General features: G+C 71.6%; 13 protein-coding genes. 8 read left to right on the top strand and 5 right to left on the bottom strand.

Translation table 11 applies throughout. From position 1 onward, the window contains the following. Positions 1–861: 861 nt before the first annotated feature. The 5 genes from ectA to ACIRO3_RS33815 all read left to right on the top strand — a co-directional run bounded on the left by ectA (position 862) and on the right by ACIRO3_RS33815 (position 4,736). On the top strand, positions 862–1,416 hold the full coding sequence (ectA, locus tag ACIRO3_RS33835; RefSeq protein WP_366001481.1) for a diaminobutyrate acetyltransferase: 555 nt from the start codon (positions 862–864) through the stop codon (positions 1,414–1,416). Then, positions 1,413–2,204 carry an enoyl-CoA hydratase-related protein gene (locus ACIRO3_RS33830; RefSeq protein WP_404143232.1) on the top strand — a complete coding sequence of 264 codons (792 nt, stop codon included), beginning with the start codon at positions 1,413–1,415 and terminating at the stop codon, positions 2,202–2,204. Before ectA ends, ACIRO3_RS33830 begins: the two co-directional genes overlap by 4 nt. 160 nt (positions 2,205–2,364) lie before the next feature. Continuing rightward, positions 2,365–2,805, top strand: coding sequence for a hypothetical protein (locus ACIRO3_RS33825; protein WP_361779427.1), 441 nt, complete (start codon positions 2,365–2,367; stop codon positions 2,803–2,805). Between the two features lie 93 nt (positions 2,806–2,898). Next, a complete protein-coding gene (gene mihF / locus ACIRO3_RS33820) occupies positions 2,899–3,213 on the top strand; it encodes an integration host factor, actinobacterial type (protein WP_361779424.1) in 315 nt (104 codons plus the stop codon). A gap of 188 nt (positions 3,214–3,401) precedes the next feature. Beyond that, a complete protein-coding gene (locus ACIRO3_RS33815; protein WP_404143229.1) occupies positions 3,402–4,736 on the top strand; it encodes a hypothetical protein in 1,335 nt (444 codons plus the stop codon). 50 nt (positions 4,737–4,786) lie between these two features. Here the strand turns inward: ACIRO3_RS33815 and ACIRO3_RS33810 are convergent, their stop codons facing one another. Both ACIRO3_RS33810 and ACIRO3_RS33805 read right to left on the bottom strand, forming a co-directional pair. Then, positions 4,787–7,216: a DUF4157 domain-containing protein gene (locus ACIRO3_RS33810; protein WP_404143227.1), complete on the bottom strand. Its 2,430-nt coding sequence runs from the start codon at positions 7,214–7,216 to the stop codon at positions 4,787–4,789. 218 nt (positions 7,217–7,434) lie between these two features. Next, positions 7,435–8,028 (bottom strand): MBL fold metallo-hydrolase, encoded by a 594-nt coding sequence (locus ACIRO3_RS33805; protein ID WP_266973738.1) that lies wholly within the window; start codon positions 8,026–8,028, stop codon positions 7,435–7,437. 82 nt (positions 8,029–8,110) lie between these two features. Between ACIRO3_RS33805 and ACIRO3_RS33800 the strand changes: the two genes are divergently transcribed. Continuing rightward, positions 8,111–9,067, top strand: coding sequence for a GlxA family transcriptional regulator (locus tag ACIRO3_RS33800; RefSeq protein WP_404143224.1), 957 nt, complete (start codon positions 8,111–8,113; stop codon positions 9,065–9,067). A 132-nt stretch (positions 9,068–9,199) separates the two neighbouring features. Here the strand turns inward: ACIRO3_RS33800 and ACIRO3_RS33795 are convergent, their stop codons facing one another. Continuing rightward, complete coding sequence (locus tag ACIRO3_RS33795) at positions 9,200–10,339, bottom strand: MFS transporter (protein WP_361779579.1); 1,140 nt, start codon at positions 10,337–10,339, stop codon at positions 9,200–9,202. Positions 10,340–10,704: 365 nt separating this feature from the next. Here ACIRO3_RS33795 and ACIRO3_RS33790 point away from each other — a divergent pair, with 365 nt between their 5' ends. Continuing rightward, positions 10,705–11,601, top strand: coding sequence for an endonuclease/exonuclease/phosphatase family protein (locus ACIRO3_RS33790; protein WP_404143222.1), 897 nt, complete (start codon positions 10,705–10,707; stop codon positions 11,599–11,601). 56 nt (positions 11,602–11,657) lie between these two features. Beyond that, complete coding sequence (locus tag ACIRO3_RS33785; protein WP_404143220.1) at positions 11,658–12,419, top strand: isocitrate lyase/phosphoenolpyruvate mutase family protein; 762 nt, start codon at positions 11,658–11,660, stop codon at positions 12,417–12,419. Positions 12,420–12,596: 177 nt separating this feature from the next. Here ACIRO3_RS33785 and ACIRO3_RS33780 read toward each other — a convergent pair whose 3' ends face one another. Together ACIRO3_RS33780 and ACIRO3_RS33775 are read right to left on the bottom strand one after the other, a co-directional pair. Beyond that, positions 12,597–12,836 carry a hypothetical protein gene (locus tag ACIRO3_RS33780; protein WP_361779408.1) on the bottom strand — a complete coding sequence of 80 codons (240 nt, stop codon included), beginning with the start codon at positions 12,834–12,836 and terminating at the stop codon, positions 12,597–12,599. Between the two features lie 10 nt (positions 12,837–12,846). Next, complete coding sequence (locus tag ACIRO3_RS33775; protein WP_404143218.1) at positions 12,847–16,758, bottom strand: hypothetical protein; 3,912 nt, start codon at positions 16,756–16,758, stop codon at positions 12,847–12,849. Positions 16,759–16,809: the final 51 nt, after the last annotated feature.

Here is a 16,809-nt window from a genome sequence, read left to right as displayed (position 1 = left end):
CAGGTCGGGTCGGGTCGCGTCTCGGAGCCGCGAAGTGGAGCAGTCCGACGCGGTGGTGTTCCGGCGCCAGGATTAACGGCAGAAATGGAGCGAGTTGTTAGCTGTTTCTCAGAGAACAGGCGGCACCGCTACAGCGGAAGAAGAGTCCGAAAGGCACGCGCTGGACAAGAGGTGTCTTCGTTATGGGGGCGCTCATCATGTAGGCCATTCGTCTCTCGGGATCGTCGTTCCGTCGTAACGAACATAACGGTGTCAGCAAGTTTGCGCTCGACGATACGACTGGCCAGGATTCCGCCCCCCATGCCTGATGATCGGGAAGTGTCCGAAAAGAACCCACGGAAGGATCTCTTCCGTTTATCGCCGATGACCACCCACCCACCGGCACCCCCTCGCCGCTCTCGGCCAACTCACGTCCATGAACGCGCAGATGATGCACCGGACGTCGGCGGGCGAGCACTCCTTGATCGAAAACGCCGACCCGTCATTCCGGCCATGATCCGGAACTCACACCCGCCATGAAATCAGCCAATGCTGTCGTTCGCTCTCGTTAACAAACCGTCACGAGATCCGCACACGGGGAAAGCCGGCCCACACTGGCGCAGTTCCCCCTCGCTGTGCTAGACAGATTTCATCGCGCTATTCAGGTGGGCGGAGGAATCCCTCCCCGGCGCTCCTCGACATGTCCTGCGCGCGGCCACCCGAAGCCCTTCTTCACTCTCATGGGCGAAGGCTGAGAACCCTGGTGCCGGATACCGGCGGAGAAGATCATCTCAATCTCCACCACGGCAGCAGTCGTACAGATCTCTTCAGATCTCTTCACAGAATTCATCGCAACTCGAACCGACCGGTGAAAGGCCCCTCATGAGCGACTTCTCAACCCACCAGGTCACCTTGCGTGCCCCGCGCATGACGGACGCGCCGGCGGTCTGGCGGCTGGTACGCGACTCCGACATCCTGGACACCAACAGCCTGTACTACTACAACCTCTGGTTCCGAGACTTCGCCGACACCTCCATCGTCGCGGTCACCTCGGACGAACGGATCGTCGGATTCGTCACCGCCTACGTGCGACCGGACGCGCCGGACACCCTCATGGCCTGGCAATCAGCCGTCGACCCGGCGCACCACGCCCCCGGCCTCGCCGTACGGATGATGCACGAGCTCGCCGACCGCGCCGCCCGGCAAGGAGCGACCTGCGTCGAAACCACCATCAACCCGGGCAACCGCGCCGTCGCCCTCATGTTGCGGCGCTTCGCCCACGAACGCGGGCTGGACATCCACACCGAAGTCCTGTTCGCCGCCGAAGACTTCCCCGACGACACCATCCACGCCCCGGAGGTGCTGTACCGGATGACCCCGGCCGTCCCCGCCACGGCGCACCCCCTTTCCGGCACCACCGCCGTGGCCGCACGATGAGCAACGCGCCCCTCCACGTCAGCGTGGACCGCGGACTGGCGACGGTCACCATCCTCGGAAGCGGCAAGGGAAACGCCCTCGGCGGCACGTTCTGGGACGACCTCCGCGCCTTCATGGACACCGTCCCCACCCGCGACGACATCCGCGCCACCGCACTCGTCGGAGAAGGCGAAACCTTCTCCGTCGGCATGGACCTGCGCTGGTACCTCGTACGACTCCGGCGTGCCGAACGCTCCCACACCCACACCTTCATGGACGACGACGTCCGGCACCTCCAGCACGCCGTGAGCGCGGTCGCGGACTCCCCCAAGCCCGTCATCGCCCTCATCAACGGCGAGTGCACCGGGGCTGCTCTGGAACTGGTCAGCGCCTGCGACATCCGCTACGCCTCCAGGCACGCCCGCTTCTCCCTCCCCGAGGCCGAACTGGGAGTCGTCGCCGACCTCGGCGGCCTGCAACGCCTCCCCCTGGTGATCAACCAAGGGCACCTGCGCGAGCTGGCCTTCACCGGCCGAACCATCGACGCCGAACGCGCCGCACGCATCGGCCTGGTCAACGACGTGTACGCCGACTCCGCAGCCCTGCACGAGGCGGCCCGCACCCTCATCGGCGAACTGAGCCGGCATCCCGCGCACGTCATGGAGGGCATCAAGCGAGTACTCGGGGAAACCCACCAGGAAGGGATACGACGCGGCCTCGACCACTGCGCGCGGTGGAACAGCACACACACCGGGGCCGACGGACTGCGCCACGCCATGGCCGCCCGACTCAACGCCGTGGCGCCCTGACCCCGCGCAGACCGCGCAGACCGCGCAGACCCGCGCGGACCGGTGTCCGCAGACCCGCGCGGACCCGTGCAGCCTCACCGACCGGCCGACCGGCCGACCGCCGCGCCGACCGACCACACCGCCCGCCCGCCCGCCGTACGCATCCACTGGAGGGACCCTCATGCACTCCCCCGCCCCGGAGCGGCCCCGGCCGCGCCCCGCTCTCGTCCGCGGCCTCGCGGTGCGATTCGCCCTGGTGATAGGCGACCCACGGCTCGCCCTCGCCCTGCACGTGTCCTGCGTCGACGACACGATCGACGTCCACTACCCCGACAGCCACATCAGCTGCCGTCTGCGACGGTTACCGTCCACCGGCCGTCTGCTGTGTGCCTTTCGCGTCACCCATCTCGCTCCCGACGGCTCGGCCGAGGAGCACCACCACGTCGATCTCGCTCTGGAGGGCAAACCCGGATCCGCCACTCAGCGCGAGGCCGTCCTCGACCACATCCACGCCTTTCACTGCGCGGCCGCGGCCTCCCGCATCCGGGTGGCGACCCGCGTGCTGCGGCGCGAACGCCTCCGGCGCCGACCTCGCGGCGAACTGTTCCTGGCCGCTTCGTGAATCCGGCACGGCAGTCGAGGGCCGGACTGCTGTTCCTCGTTTCCGTGGGCAGAACATCATGAAAGGAACAGCCCCCTATGAGAGGACCGTGTCATGGCCCTGCCCGCGCTGACCCCGACCCAGAGGGCCGAAGCACTTCAGAAGGCTGTCGCCGTCCGCAAGGAACGCGGTGAGCTGCTGGCCGAGTTGAAGGCTGGAACCCTTCCGCTTTCGGATCTCCTTGAGCGTGAGGACCCCGTGGTCGGCAAGATTCGGATGCGCCGCCTCCTCGAATCGCTGCCCGGCATCGGGCCCATCCGCGCCGAACAGTTGCTCGCCGAACTCCGCGTCTCCGGCGCCCGCCGCGTCCAGGGCCTCGGCGCCAACCAGCGCATCCGGCTCCTCGCGCTGTTCCCCCGCCAGAGCTGACCGGAAGGCGGACGTCCTCCGCGAGCACCACCAACTGCCCTCCGGCGCGGGCCGGCGTACGGGCTTGACGGGCGCCCACAGCCTCCACGGGTGCTCCGGCAGGAGGCGGCCCGCAAATTCGCTTGTCCGCCTCCCGGGCCACCGGTGATCATCCTTGGGACTCGATGCCCGACGAACACCGGAGACACATGACCACCGAACTCGCCAAGGCCTGGCAGCTCTTCGAGTCCGGCGACCCGCAGGGGTCGATGCGGACCCTGCGGTTCGCCGCCGAGGAACTCGCGTCCGCCGAAATCGCCCCGCTGGTGGCCAAGTTGGCCGACGGCGCCGGATTCGCGGACCTGGCCGAGGCCTCGACCGGGCTGGCCGCCCGGCCCCGGGAGGTCGAGTGCCTCTATGTGTTCGGTTATGCCTGTGTCGAACGCGGTCTCTCCGCGCTGGCCGTCCCCGCCCTGCGGGAGGCACTGGGGTTGGTCCTGGCGCCGCCCGAGCCCAAGCGCACCGGGCTGTTCCGCCGCACGCCCCAGCAGCGGACCGACCCGAAGCTCACGCCCGGCCGGGTACTGCTGGAGTTGGTGGCGGCCTTGGAGGACGTCGACCGGTACGCCGAGGCGATGGACCTCCTGCGCGCCCACGACGCCCTGTTGGAAGACTGGCCCGGTCGCTACCTGACGGTCTACAACGCCCTGATGAGCGGTCGGATCGACGTGGCCCGCCCCGTGTACGCCGCGCTCTCGGCGCCCGAAGGGATCTGGGTGGAGCCCGGCCAACGGGTCGGCCGGATGCTCGACCGCGCCGCGGCCCTGCCGCCCTCGGGCGACACGGACTTGCGCGGCTGGCACTACGTACTGACCGGCGGACTGCTCACCACCCTGTCACCCCACGGCTTCGACGCGGGCATGGCCGGCCGCTGGGCGTACCTGCAGGACGGGTTCGAGTCCTGCAGGCACGGACTGGAGAGGCTGCGGAGCGTTCTGGGGGCTGCGGGCCGCGAGCCCGCCTCCATCGGACTGCTCGCGGACCGGGGCAGCCGGGCGCTCGGCCTCGCGGCGGCCAGGCTGCTCGGCATCCCGGCCGCCCCCTACCGGCCCGGCACCCCGGACGTGCTGGTGGTGGCGTACGACCTGAACGCGTGCGAAGCCGCCTCGGTCGCCGCGCTGCGCGATCGGGCGGAGGGCGAGTTGCTCTTCGAACACGCCACCTGCTGGACCGACACGCCCGCCGCGACCGCCGATGTCTCCACCCTGCTGGTGCAGCGAGTGGTGGCGCCCTGGGAGTCGGGCCTGCGGGTCACCGAGGACGGCGGGGTGGAGCAGTCGGAGGCCGACGAACGCTCGGCCGAGGAACTGGCCGAGGCGATCCTGGCCGCCGACCCGATCCCGCAGGAGGGCGACGGACAGTCTCCTCCCGACCCCGACGAGGCGTTCACCGCGTTCGCCACCCGGGCGACCGCCCGGTGGGCGACGGGTCCGCGCGATCGGATCAACTCCCCGGGGCCGGTACGCAGCGCACGCTTCGCCTGAGTCCGTCTCCGTCGCGGGCCCGTCCGACCTCGTGGCCGAGGACTCGCGGATCACGGGTGCTTCTTCCTGCCCTTCTTCGGGCGCCTCTTGACCATGACCGGCTCCATGTCCGCGCCGATCACCCGGTCGTCGTCGTGCCGTGAGGGTCCGGCTTCCGGAGCCGGGTCCGGCACGGCGGTCTCCGGTTCCACGAGGTGGAGCAGGACCTGGGCGCGCAGGGCGAGGATCCCGTCGTGGAGGCGGCCGAGTTCGTGGGTCATCGACGGATACTCGCGGAGCTGGGTGAGCAGCGTGCCGCGGGCATCCGGCCCCGACGCCTCGTCCAGGGCGCGGACCTCGCCCAGGAACCCGCGTACCCGGGCGTGCATCGCCTGGATGTCGCGGTGGTATCGGCGGATCTCTTCCAGGACCTGACCGATGGCGGCGGCGGCCTCCGGGGTGCCCTGGTCGGCGCTGGTCTGCAACTGGGCGATCAGGTCCGCCACGTCCTGCTCGGCGGCCGTCAGCTCGCGGTCGAGAGCACCCATGCCCGCGACCAGGTCCCGCTTGGCGCTGCCCTTCCGGTGGCGGTCGAGGTCCTTCTCCGGGTCGAGCATGTTGTAGGGGACCCCGTAGTTCTGCGCGATGTCCATCACCTCCTGCAAGGGGTGGTAGGCGAGGTCCGAGGTGTGGTCGTAGTCCAGGCGCCAGAAGGCGAACGTGCCCCAGGCCACCGCGCTGAGTTCCGAGATGGTGCCGCCGACGGCCTTGGTCAGGCCGAGCATCCGCATGGCGGTGAACGAGGACCCGGCCCACACCGGCCGGTGGTGCCGCCGGGCCAGTTTGGTGCTGTCGGCGTACTCTGCGCGGGTCGAGGGAATGTGCCGGACCCGGTTGCCCGGGACCCGGAAGGCCATCTGGCCGCGGTCCTCGGTCGTACCGGTCCGCTTCCCGTCCGCGTCGATCTCCGTGGTGGTGAGGTTCATGCCGTCCTCGTCCGGGACCGTGCCGTTGCCGGCGGTCTCGGCGTTCCACGGCTTGCGCGGGCCGAAGAACTCCATGAGGTCGTGCAGAACGATGATCTTGTCGCGGAAGGTGAATCGCGTCGGCTGGTTCAGCACTTTTCCCATGCCGCCGTTGATGGCGGTCCGCAGCCGCTGCCGGACGGGCTCGGGGATGTCCACCTTCGTCTGGATCACCCGGTCGTAGTACTTCTGGTAGTGCCCGAACTCGTGCAGCCCGTCGTGCCCCTGTCCCGGGGTCAGTCCGGTGTCCAGTTGCTCCTGCACGTCGTTCCACCGCCCGCTCTCGTCCGCGGGCGCGTTCTTCTGCTGCTCGTCGACCCACTTCCGCACGCGCAGCAACAGCGACTCCAGATGCAGTTCGACGTCGCTGTTGTTCTTCACCTCCTGGGCCAGTTCCTTCTCCCGGTGGCGGTTGTCCTTCGCCTCCACCCATCCGACGAGCGCCCGCGCGAGGTCGCTGTACCCCGCGTAGGTGCGGTCCTGCTGTTTCGACCCGAAGTCCGGGTGGGACTTGGGGCCCCGGGTGCCGGGGACGCCGGAGACCCACTTGTGCATCTGGTCCTTGACGGTGTCCTGATGGCGTCGCAGCGCGGCCGTCTCGTCCGAGGAGAGCGTGCCCTCCCCCGCGACCTGCTGGAGGAGGAACGCCAGCAGCCCGTCGGCATCCGTGGGGGCGCCGTCCTTCTGCGCACGGGTGCGCATGTCGGTGGCGTTGCCGTCGGCCAGGACGATCTTGACGGTCCGCTGCACGGCGCCGGTCGCAGCCGCGGAGCCGTTCCGGCCACCCGCCGGCCCCTGGGCCGAAGCGTGGTCGGTCTGCCCCGGCCCGGACGGGGACGGTCCGACCGGCCTGCTCATCACCTCGTCCGCCGTGGCCTCGGCCGAACGCTCGCCGGCATCACCGGGAGCGGACATCCGCGTCCCGTCGCCCTGAGGGGTCCCGGGCACGGAACCGTTTTCCTGGTCGATGGTGTGCGCGATCTCGTGCGCGACGGTGTGCTTGTTGCGCAGCGCGGCCGGGGTGAAGACCATGTGCGAGCCCGAGGTGTACGCCTCGGCGCCGATCTCCGCCGCCGAGTCCTGCGCCCGGGCGTCGGTGTGCAGCCGCAGGTGGGAGAACTTCCGCTGGAAGCGGCCCTCCATCTCGGTCTTCAGCGGGCCGCCGAAGGGCACTCCGGGTGTGTTCAGCACGTCCAGGACCGTCGACTTGCGCTGGACGACGGGGGCGTGGCCGCAGCCGTCGCCGTGCTGGTGGGCCTTCGGGCCCTGCGCCTCCCGGTCCCGCGCGAGCCGCTGAACCAGGGCCGCGTTGCCTGCCGAGCCCTGCAGGGCGGCCGCCTGCTGCGGCGTCAGCGGGCCGCCCGCCGCCGCCCACTGCGCCGCGGCCTGCGCGACGGAGGGCGCGGACAGCCACCCCGGACGTCCTGTCCGGCCGGCCGCCGACCCTTCGACGTTCGACTCTCGTTGACTGCGCATCCGTCCTCCCGCCCACGACGGCGCCGGCCGCCGGTCCCTGTCTAGACCGGGCGCCCCGCCCGGAGGAAGGTCCGCGAGGGCAGGAAGTCCTGACCGCCGGGGCAGCGACGGATTCCCGGGGCGCGGTGAGCGGTCGCCTCGCGGCCGCCGGCCAGTGCTGTGGCCGGAAAGGTGCCGTACCGGGCGGCGTGACACGGTGAGCCTTTCCGGTCACGGGACTAGCGCGGGGCGGTGTCGTCGGCCGGGAAGGCCGGGCCGTGGCCCGGAACGATGGTGTCGGCGGCGGCCAGGACCCGCAGCCGTGACGCCAGCAGTACGTCGTGGTCCGGGGCCACCGGGTCGTCCACCGGACCGTTCGGGCGCCACCACAGGTCACCCACGAACGCGGTGACACCGGCCTCCGTACCGACCAGCAGGGTGATGTCCTCGGCGCTGTGCCCCGGGGTGCGGATCAGCTTGAGGGAGGGCGTGAGTTCGTGACCTTCCGCGTCGCGGTCGGTCCACTGGTCATCACGGTAGACGGCCTTGTGGTCGTGGACGCGGGCCTGACCGAACAGCCCGACGTTCATGGTGTTGTCCGGGTGGTGGTGACTGAGGATCACATCGGTGATGTCGTCGGGGCCGAGGCCCAGTTCGGCGAGCGGACCGAGGATCCGGTCGCGGCCGGCCACCATGCCGGGGTCGACGATCACGTGGTGCTCGCCGTCGGTGACGTAGGAGACGGTGGCGGCGACTCCGGGGCCGGTGGAGAGGGTGTAACCGGTGGTCAGGATCGTGTACTTGGCGCTGCGGCCGAGCGGTGCGTCTGTCATGGCCCCCATGCTTCCGGGCGGGAGGGTCGCTCACGAGTGGCACATCTGCCGCTGATCGCAGGATGAGTGCCACACTGTGCGCATGCCGCCCTTCACCAGTGTCGCCGCCTACACTCCGCACGGAGTCGGCATGCTCGCGGTCGGCATCGTCACCGAGGTCTTCGGCCCGCACGGCGCCACGCTGCCCGGCTTCGACTTCACCCTGTGCACCGACCGGCCGGGGCAGGTTCCCACGGACCTCGGTGTGCCTCTCACCATCACGCACGACTTGGACCGGCTCGCCTCGGCCGATCTGGTGATCGCCCTGCCGTGGGCCGACTTCCGCACCCCGCCCGCTCCCGCGGTGCTCGACGCGCTGTCGGCCGCGCACGAGCGCGGTTCACTGGTCGCCGCCCATTGTGTCGGCGTCTTCGCCCTCGCCGCCGCCGGACTGCTCGACGGCCGGCGGGCAACGACCCACTGGCGGTTCGCCCGGCTGCTCGCCGACCGCCACCCCGAGGTCACCGTCGAACCCGACGCCCTCTACATCGACGAAGGCCGCGTCACCACGGGCGCGGGAGCCGCCGCCGGCTTCGACCTGTGCCTGCACCTGCTGAGGCGGGAACACGGGGCCGCGACGGCCAACGCCGTCGCACGCGACCTCGTGTTGCCGGCCCACCGCGACGGCGGGCAGGCACAGTACCTGGCCGCCCCCGCCCCCGAAAGCGCCGGCGACGAACGACTCGCCGGAGTACTCGCGTGGGCCCGCGAGAACCTCCACCAGCCGCTTCCCGTCGCCGAACTGGCCCGACGCGCCCTGATGAGCAAGCGTTCCTTCGCCCGCCGCTTCACCGCGGCGACCGGCACCACCCCCCACGCCTGGCTGCGGAACCTGCGCCTTAGCGCGGCCGAGGAACTCCTGGAGACCACGGACCTGCCGGTCGAGGAGATCGCCCGCCGCGTCGGATACGGAAGCGCGGCCGTCCTGCGCGAACAGTTCGTGCGCCGCCGGGGAGTACCACCCCGCTCCTACCGCCGCACCTTCACCAATGCGCCGTGACGCCGAAGGAGTCGCGGGCATCCCCGGGAGCGACGCGGAGCGCTTCGTTCGGCGAGGAGGCGGGATCCACCGAGCAGCGCTCCCGAGACGTCGATCCGGCGACCGCACGCCCTTCCGGCGCAGCCGGACGGCTCACCGCTGGAGGCGCAGGGTGCGCATGCGGCCGTACGCGTACACGCATCCGGCGAGCGCGAGGTCGGACAGCAGCATGAAGCCGATCGAGTACGAGCCCTTCGCGCTGTAGACGGCGCCCATCAGCAGGGGTGGGACGAAGCCACCGAGGCCGCCGACCGCCCCGACGATGCCGGTGACGCTACCGACCTGTGACTGCGGCGTGACCTGCGAAACCAGGGCGAAGACACTGCCACCCGCCGTACCGAGTCCGGCCGCCATCAGGAGCAGCGCGACGGTCGCGAGCGGGGCCAGCGGCGGGTCGAAGGCCTGCACCACGGCGAACACCGCGACCACCCCCAAGGCGGCGGCTGTGACGAGGGCCGGGTGGAAGCGGTCCGACAGACGGCCTCCGATCGGTCGGAAGACGACGGTGACCAGGGCGAAGCCTGCGGCCTTGGTGCCTGCGTCGGTCGGGGAGAGCTCGTACCAGGTCTTCAGGTAGGTCGGCAGATAGACGCCGAACGCCACGACCCCACCGAACCCGATGGCGTACAGAGCCGACAGCTCCCAGGTGACCCGCAGCCTGCCGGCCTGTCGGAGCCGCGATGCCAGGGAGGCAGTGGGCACCGGGCGCCCCGGCCGGTCGACGATCAGGAACGCGGCCAGTACCGCGTACACGGCGAGCGCCACGGCCACCACGACGAAGGGGAGGTTCTCGCCGTGCGCGGCGATGCGCGGGGTGAAGTAGCCGGACAGGGCCACGCCGCCGGTACCCATGCCGAACACGCCGAGCGCGAAGCCACGCCTGCCGGGCGGGAACCAGGAGTTGACGAGGGGCACACCGATCGCGAACGTGGTTCCGCCCAGGCCGAGCAGGAAGGCGACGCACAGGAGCAGGGTGTAGTCGTTCTTGACCGGGATCAGCAACAGCACCGGCACGATGGTGAGCGCGGACACCAGGGGAAACATCAGTCTGGCGCCGTAGCGGTCCGTGAGGGCGCCCGCGGGGATGCGCCCCACGGAGCCGACCAGGACGGGGATCGCGACGAGCAGGGACTGCTGGAAGGAGCTGAGGCCCAGCCGGTCCTTGTACCCGCCGGCCAGCGGCGCGATCAGGTCCCACGCCCAGAAGGTGAGCCCGAATCCCAGCGTCGCCATGATCAAGTTCCGGTACGCCACGACAGAAGCCCGCTGATCGCCGTCCACCACCCCAGTCAAGACATCGAACGGCCCGCCGGCGCGCTGAACTGCGCCGTACGAGTCGCCCGCCGCGTCGAACCCCGGGCGGCCACCGGATGCCCGGGCCCGCCTCGTCGTCGCCCGGAAAGAGCCGCCGGGTCCCCTCACGTCCCGTGCGCCGTGCGCCGTGCGCTACGTGATCTGGTTGCCGTGCGTGCCGTGCGTGCCGTGCGTGCCGTGATGGTGCCGGCCGGTCCGGTCGGTCCGGTCGGTCCGGTCGGGAAGCACCTCGATCGTGCGTCGAGAGCACCCGTGTGATGATGTGCGTCCACTCCGGGGAGGCGATGGTGCTGAGAAGGGGCGCGCGGTGGGCCGCGGGCGCGATGGCCGCGGTGTGCATGGTGCTGCTCACGGGTCCCAGCGCACCGAGCGGTGGCGCCCCCCTCGCCGGGCTGTTGCCGTTCGACGCCGCCGAGGAAGTCGTACCGGACCGGGTCGGCACGTGGAACATCTGCAATCCGTGCGGCGGGAGCGGGCACAACTTCGGCCGAGCGACGGAGATCGCCAGGTACGCGCCGCAGGTCATCGGCCTGCAGGAGGCGTGCGTACGTGACGTCGAGCAGATCCGCACGTACCTGGAGGAGGTCTACGGGCTGGTCTACCGGGTCGAGTACGGGACGGTCCTGCGGAACTGGAACCGCTGCGGGGGGCTGCCGTGGCGGCCGGGCGGCTTCGGCCAGGCGATCCTCTCGGCGGCGCCGATGACGGACCGCGAGAGTGTCGAGTACCCCGACGGCGGCTCCGAGGACCGCGGTTACCTGGCCGTCACCACGCTGGTGGGCGGTCGGCCCGTCCGCGTCTTCAACACCCACCTCGCCCAGCGCCGGCAGGGAGAGGTTCGGGCGGGCCAGGTGGCGGTGCTCGCCGCGGAAGTCGCCCGCCACGACCGTGCGATCGTCCTCGGCGACTTCAACGCCGTGCCGCACGCGCCCGAACTCGGCCCGATGTGGGCCCTGGCCCCGGACACGGACCCCGGCTGCCGCCCCTCGTCCGCCGGCGCCGAAGCCGCCTGCACGGCGACCACCGATTGGAACAGCAAGTTCGACTACGTGTTCCTGCGCGGCATCACCGCGCGCACGCACCGCGTCCGCCCCAGCCCGTACTCGGACCACCACGTACTTCACACCGACCTGAACCGGGCCGGCTCCTCGCTGACCTCTCCGCCTCACGACTCCACGTAGCGGCCGGCGTCTCCCCTGCACGTTGTCCGGGGCGATCCGGGGGTAGCGTCCTTGACATGGACTTTCGTACCACCGTTGAGCGCGCTCAACGCCTCAAGCAGTTGCACGCCGAGTACAAGCCGCTCGTGCTGCCGACCATCTGGGACGTCTGGTCGGCGCGGACGGCAGCCGACGCCGGGTTCCTCGCACTGACGGTCGGCAGTCATCCGCTCGCCGAATCCCGGGGGGCCGACGACCACGAGGGGCAGACCTTCGAGGAGGTGCTCGCCGCCGTCAGGCCGATCATCGCTGCGGTCGACGTCCCCGTGTCCGTGGACCTGGAGGCCGGGTACGGACAGGAGCCCGCGGATCTCATCGCCGGACTCGTCGAGGCCGGGGGCGCCGGTCTCAACATCGAGGACACCGTCCATTCGGACGGCGGACGAGTACGCAGCACGCAGGAGCACGCGGACTACATCGCCGGCCTGCGCGCGGCGGCCGACGACGCGGCGATCCCGGTCTGGATCAACGGGCGCACCGACCTCTTCCTGCACGCGGAGGATGCCTCCGGCGTTCTCGACGAGGCGATCGCGCGACTGCGAGCGATGGAGCGGGCCGGCGCCGACAGCGTCTATCCGGTGCGGATCCAGGACGACGACGACCTGCTCGCGGCGGTGATCGACGCCGTCGCGATTCCCGTCAACTCCACGGCCCACCCCGTCAAGCACGACCTTGAGCGCTTTCGCCGCCTCGGCGTCGGACGCATCACCTACGGACCCCTGCTGCAACTCGCGCTGACGGATTCGATGAAGGACATGCTCCGGCCGTGGTCGCCCTAGCCGGGCAGTTTTGTTCGGATCACGTGACGAACGGCGGGCGCTCGGGTGAGCGCCCGCCGTTCCGGGACGTACGGGGCATCTGCGGTTCGTACCGGGCGCCGTGGCGCGGTGATCCTTTCCGGTCACAGCACCGGCGGTGCGTCTGCCCCGGCGGTGCGTCGGCCCTACCGGTACGCGTCAGACATCGAGTTCGTTGCCCGAGGAGTCCCACGCCCGCAAGGGCTCGGGGCCATCGAACGCCGGGCTGAGGACGAGACCCGCCGGGGTGTAGTCGACGCTTCCCTCGAAGGCTTCGTCCTTGGGGACCGGCCAGTCCACGACGATGTGGTCGCCCGGCGGAATGTCGTGCTCCATACCGGCGGGCTCGAACATCACGTTGAGCCGCTCGCCCACGTCGTTCCTGAAGATGATCTTCATGGTGGTGACCCTACCAACTGTCGAGGTAGTGCTTGAGGACCTTCGCGCGCTGTTTGGCGCTCGGGCTCTGGTTGCCGCCCGCCGTGGACACCTCGTCCACCTTGGCGAAGTACTTGTGGAGCATCTCGATGTCCTCCTTGCTGAAGTGCTCCTTGACCTTGGCGAGGTGGTCCGGGGTCAGGAACTTGGGCTCGAGGCTGCCGTCCTGGCGCTGCCAGAGCTGGATCACGTTGTCCTCGCGTCCGAGCTTCCCCAGGTTGCCGACGTCCTTCTTCTGGAGCATCGCGGTGGCCTCGGCGAGGAGCGACTTCACCTCGGGGTGCTGTCCGACCGGACCGCACCACTTCGCCGGCCCGCTGTTCGCGACCGCCATCCGCTGGTGCGCGCCGTCGGTCATGAGGGTCCGGGTCCCCGCGACGAAGCTGCTGGCGGGTTTCGCCCCGGCCTCGCACGCCTTGCGCAGGTCCTCGAGGATCTTCTCGCTCTTCCGGACCAGCTTCTTCGCCGCCGCGGACTTGTCGAGGAAGTCGTCGAGACCGCCGACGATGCGGACGAGCGCCTTGGTGATCGCCGGCATTTCCTTGATGACCTTGAGCGCCTTGCCCCAGGGAAGGGCGCCGACCACGGCCCAGAAGCAGCTTTCGAAGTCGCCCTCGGTGACGCACTTCTTGATGTCCTCGAAGAGGAGATCGACGATGATCTCGGCGCCGTTCTCCATCAGGAAGTCGAGGAGGTCCTTCTCGGCGAGTTGGCGGGCCATCTCGTACTGCTCCGGCGTGATGCCGGCCTTCTTCAGGGCCTCGAGTTCGTCTTCGCCGAGCTCGCGGGCACTGCCCTTGGTCGCGGCTTCCTTCGCCGCCGCCTCGCGGGCCTTGCGCTGCTGTTCGAGCTCGTACTCCTCGGCCTTCTTCGCCGCCTCGTCCGCTTCTCTGGCGTACGTGTTGGCGTTCTTCGCCGCGGCTTCCGCGGACTTGGCGTGGCCCTCGGCCGACTCCGCGAACTTGTTGGCGTCCGCGGCGTCCTTCTCCGCCTGGGCGGCGGCGCCCTGGGCGACGCTCGCCTCGTGCTCGGCCAGGTTGGCGGCGCTGTTGGCGGCCACCGCGTGGTTGTCGGCCTCGGCGGCGGCGCCCCGGGCGCGGGAGGCTTCCGCTTCCGCCTGGTTGGCGGCGTTGCGGGCCGCGGTCGCGTCCGCGAAGGCCCTGGTGGCCGCGTCGCGGGCGAGCTTGGCGTCGGCTTGGGCCTGGGCGTCGGCCTGGTTGGCGCGCGCGGCGGCCGCGCGGGCCTTGGCTCCCTCCTCGGCGGCCTGCGCCGCCGACTTCATGGCCGCGGCGGCGGAACGCGCGGCGTTCGCGGACGAACGCGCGGCGTCCGCGGCGGCCTTGAAGGCCGGAGCGACCTGGGCGTTGGCCCGCTTGGCGGCGGCCTCGGCGGCCTCGGCGGCCTTCACGGCCTCCGCGGCCTTCGCCTCGGCCGAGGCGACCTGATCGGCCCCCATCTGCTCCGCGGCGGCGGCGACCTCGGCGGCGAAGTCGGCGTCGACGTCCTTCCCGGCGAACGGCGCGGTCAGCGCGATCGCGGTGTTCGCGGGGTCGGCGATGCCGGCGGCGGTGCTGCGGGCCGCGGCGGACGCCTTGACGGCGATCGTCGACTGGAGGCGCGCCATGGCCGCCTCGCGGACGGCGCCCTGTGCCTCCTCCTTGGTGCGGTTCGCGGCCTGGAGGGAGTTGTTCGCCGCCATGGCGGCGAGCCCGGCCAGCCGGCCGGCCTCGTGCGCGGCGATGCCGGCGCGGGCCTCCTGGGCCGTGGCCTCCGCGGCCTTCTGGTTGGCTCGCTGGGCCGCGGCGTGCGTGAGCGCGGCCTGCGCCTCGGCCTTGTTCGCCGCGGCGTCGGCGGCGGCAGCGGCCGCCTCGGCCTTGTTGGCCGCCGCGTTCGCGCGCGCGGCGTGCGCGGTGGCCTCGGCCGCCGCGGCCCGCGCCCGGGCGGCCGCGCCGGCGGCCTCCGTCGCCGCGGAGCGCGACCGGATGGCCGCACCGCTCGCGGTGTCGGCGGCGCCGCGGGCCTGACCGGCCGCCGTACCCGCCGTGTTGGCGTCGGCGCGCGCCGCGTCGGCGGCGGCCCGGGCCTCGCCGGCGTGGATCGTGCCGCGGCCGGAGGCGGCCAGGGCCTCGGTCGCCCGGGCACGGGATTCCTGTGCCTGGTGCCGCTGCTCGGCCGTGCGCGCGGCGTCGCGGGCGTTGCGGGCGTTGGTCTCCTCCGCCCGCGCCTGGCGGTCCGCCTCGGCGGCGACGCCGTCCTGGCGGGCGGCGTCCGCCCGCGCGGACGCGGCCGTCGCGGCGGCCGCCTGTGCCTGCGCACGGGCGGCGGAGGCCGTACGGGCCTCGGCCTCGGCGCGCGCCCGCGCCGCCGCGGCGATGTCCCGCTCCTTCTCGGCCCGGGCCCGGGCCGCCGCGGCGAGGTCGCGCTCACGCTCGGCGATCTTGCGCTGTTCGGCCGCGATCACCGCTTGGCGCTCCGCTTCGACGCGGGCCTCGCGGGTCTTGCGGGCGTGTTCCCACGCCTCGCGTTCGGCCTGCTCGGCCGCCAGGCGCGCGTCCTTGGCGCGTGCCGCGGCGGTCGCGGCGATCTTCGCCTGCTTCTCGGCGGCCTCGGCGAGCCGGGCCGCGGCCCGGGCGTGCTCCTCGGCGTTCGCCCGCCACTTCCTGGCCTGCTGCTCGTGCAGTTCGGCCTGGTTCTTGGCGTTCAGGCCGGCGGCGGTGGCGGCGGTGGCGTCCACCGCGTGCTGCGCCGTCTGGCCGGCCTTCCACGCGGCGTCGGCGGCGGCGGCGATGCCGGTGGCGACCTCGGACCACTGGGTACCGTGCTCCAGGCCGGTCTCCACGAGGACATCGGCCTGTACCTTGGCCTGCGCGGCCGCGACCTGCGCCGCCCGGGCGGCGTCCTGGGCGTACCCGACCTGACGCGCGACCTCGGCCTTGACCTGGTCGTAGTTCGACAGGCGCTTGCCGGCCCGGTCGGCCGCCAGCATCCGGTCCGCCTCGCGGGCGGCCGAGGCCGCCGACGACATGGCATTGGAGGCGTTCTTGAGCGCCTTGACCGCGTCGCCGTGCGCGGCGATCAGCTTGGTACGGGCCTCGGCGGCGACAGCGGCCTTGCGGGCCAGCTCGCGCAGCTTCTCCGCGGCCTCCTGGGCTTCCTTCTGCGCCTTCTCGTGCGCGGCCCGGTCGTCGGCGTCCTGCCGCGCCGCGGCCTGGTAGCCCTTCTCCAGGAACTCCTCGATCACCGTGTCGTTCTTGGAGTCCAGCGCGGCCTGCGCGGCCCGCTTCACCGCGGGGCCGCCCACCGACGCCAGCATCTGGACGCGCTTGCGGTTCTCCTCCGCGCGCTTGACGGCGTTCTGCTTCTCCGCCTCGTCACGCTGCTTGGCGATCTCCGCGCCGAAGGCCAGGAAGTCGGCGCGGTCCTGCGGCGTGCCCTTCAGCACCCGCTCGACCTCGGCGTTGAAGAACGAGCCGCCGGTGCCGCGCAGCGTCTCGATCCGCCGGCGGTTCTCGACGTCGGCGCCGGCGCGCTTGTCCTTGGCGCGTTGGCGGGCCTCGGCCTCACCGCGCTGGAGGAAGTCCCGGATCGCGTTCGGGTCGGTGCTCGCCAGCGCCTTCTTGGCGGCGTCGCGAACCTCTTCCTCCTCGTCGAACTCGGCGAAGTCCTCGACGAGCTGCCGGTCCCGCTCGTCGCTGATCCGGTCGAGTTCGGACTTCGCGACGGCCGACGGCGCGGCGGCGGTCCTCGGCTTCATCGCGGCGAGCAGTTGGTCCAGCGACTGCACCGTCCGCGTCAGTGACGGCTGCCGGTCGCGTACGGCGGTCGCGGCGGCGGCCTCGCCGGTGACGGTGCCCAGCACCGCCACGGCGACCGCGATGGACACGCCTTTTCGTACGTTCGCGGCCACGCCGACGCGTGGCCTTCCGGCCCTGGG

This window comes from Streptomyces sp. NPDC102278 (assembly GCF_044766345.1).
Lineage (GTDB): Bacteria > Actinomycetota > Actinomycetes > Streptomycetales > Streptomycetaceae > Streptomyces.
This window is presented reverse-complemented; position numbering and strand designations above follow the sequence as displayed.